Here is a 1,673-nt window from a genome sequence, read left to right as displayed (position 1 = left end):
ACAGATCATTAGCAGACTTGATTGATTTCATTAATAAAGAGTTTTTTATTCTGAATAAAAACACATATACAGGGATAGCAACTGTAATAGCTTTAAATATAGGAGCTAGCCAATTATAAGGAATAAGATCAGGTTTTATTAATACGCTACAAATGGAAAAAAACCACAAAAGCAGAAGTGACGTCCAAACAACATATAGTTCCTTATCCATATGATTTATTTCACTTTACTTTCAGCGTCATTAATATACTTTTCTATTCTATCAGTAATAAGTTCTTTTAAGTCATCATCTACCACTATCTTTAGATGTCTATTTAAATCAGATTTACGATAACCATTTTTACGAATTAGACCACCAAAAGATTCTTCTAGATAAGAAGATCCAGCTGTAGATATACCATTAAAATCTAAAACAAGAATTTGGTTTGGATTCGTTTTTAAAGATTGGAAAAAAGGTAGTAGAACTTCTTCTCTAAATCGTTCACCACTATGTAGACCATCTTTTCTAGCTCTACCCATAGGTCTTGGATAATATTCTTTAGCCACATCATATTTGATTTCAAGCATAAGTTTTACTCGCGACTAATTTCACATTATTCAAAGGAATTTCCCATCCTACAGTTGTACCTTCAATAGCATCTTTGTAGTCTTTTAAACCAGCGACAGATGACCAAGCCCCTTTTCTACTTAGAACTATCACATTTGCACCATCTACATCAGATTCAACCTGCATGATATCATTAAAGCCTTTTCCTCGATGGTACTCTTCTGTTGCAGATCTTCTCCATTTTGTTGCTATTTCAATCAATTGAGAGTCATTTTTACCAGTAAAGAGTTCAATTGGATTAATAGATAAACGATCTCTTAGCTTAACTGGAATAGTTACCGGAATAGTTTTTCCTACATCTGATACCACGATCAGACATGTATTTTTCTCTTTATCTATGCAAAAGAATAAAAACCATTTCTTATATTGAGCATTTTCATCATAGGCATGATTGATCACATTACTGATTGCTTCAGCAATAGCATTTTGTAAAACAAATCTAGCTCTTCTATCTGGTAAGATCATAGCTATTTGCTCTTCAATCTTTTCGTATTCCTCGCCTAAATCAGCGCTATCTCCCGATAAACACTCCCATCTATCAACAATATTAATAGTTTTACCAACATAAGGAGGCTGTTTAATAAGACTATGAATGCCTAATCTAGAGAACATAGCTTTTACTACATCCTTATCAGAGGTTCGTCCTAGTAATTCTTTTTTATTTTTTAACTTATCCAATTGATGTAAAAGGTAAATAACGCCTTCTGGCAACAATAGTTCTACATCCTTAAAATTAAGATATAAACTCTTATTAGCTCTATCTCTCAGCTTTATTTTTCTTATAGTTTCTAGAAATTTTTCTCTATGACCCATTTTAGCTAATGAGATTACAGATGAAAATTTTATTAAGCCGATATAAGTATGTGATCTTTTTTTACCTTCCTTTCTTATTTTTAAATCTGATTTTTTCTGACGAAGAATAGCTTTTTGATTAGGCTTTTTCACAAAAAATCCTTGTTTTTTAGACGGTAATCGAGCAGATATGATATTATACAAACGAACTAATAAAAGAAATATATAAAAGGATTTAACACAAGATCTCTTATGCGAAATCTCAGGCAAAAAT

The 1,673-nt window shown here is 31.3% G+C and carries 2 protein-coding genes; both read right to left on the bottom strand.

Features of this window, described 5'->3' with window-relative positions:
- Positions 1–216: 216 nt before the first annotated feature.
- Positions 217–567 (bottom strand): STAS-like domain-containing protein, encoded by a 351-nt coding sequence (locus FTV43_RS15350; protein WP_121973991.1) that lies wholly within the window; start codon positions 565–567, stop codon positions 217–219.
- A partial coding sequence (locus FTV43_RS15345; protein ID WP_257224132.1) for an ATP-binding protein occupies positions 560–1,673 on the bottom strand: 1,114 nt, incomplete at its 5' end. The genes FTV43_RS15345 and FTV43_RS15350, both read right to left, overlap by 8 nt.

The sequence above is a fragment of the Acinetobacter sp. YH16053 genome (assembly GCF_013417035.1).
In the GTDB taxonomy this organism is placed as follows: domain Bacteria; phylum Pseudomonadota; class Gammaproteobacteria; order Pseudomonadales; family Moraxellaceae; genus Acinetobacter; species Acinetobacter towneri.
The sequence above is the reverse complement of the archived record's forward strand: the minus strand, read 5'-3'. Positions and strand labels throughout refer to the sequence as shown.